The organism is Stenotrophomonas sp. 3diitr2024, from assembly GCF_042136455.1.
Taxonomy (GTDB): domain Bacteria; phylum Pseudomonadota; class Gammaproteobacteria; order Xanthomonadales; family Xanthomonadaceae; genus Stenotrophomonas; species Stenotrophomonas sepilia.
On record NZ_JBHHMJ010000066.1, the window covers coordinates 1 to 327 of the forward strand.

The window sequence follows — 327 nt, forward strand, 5'->3', positions numbered from 1 at the left end:
CGGTCAGTGTCGGTGAGGCTGCGGGAGGCGGCGCAAGCTTCCGGGTCAATTTCCATCGCGGTAGCGTCCGGCGCTGACGCGTTTGCGGGGAAAGTCCCGATAGGCAAGCTGCCGCCGGGCAGCCACCGCCTGTACTGGCGCGGTTCTGTCGACACCCAGGTGCGCGTGATGGCACTGGGTGACGAGCCGCGCGTCCCGGCGGACGTGCAGCAGCGGCTGGACCAGGAAATGAAGCAGCGCCAGGCCGAAGCCAAGCGCCTGCAGACCCTGGAACAGGCGCTGGCCGGCCCACTGGCCGCCGGTCGCGTGACCCTGGTCGATGGCCGC

Annotated in this window: 1 pseudogene; it reads left to right on the forward strand. The window is 70.3% G+C overall.

The features are described from left to right. Positions 1–99 precede the first annotated feature (99 nt). A pseudogene (locus tag ABGA94_RS01415) lies at positions 100–327 on the forward strand (hypothetical protein); the annotation flags it as partial.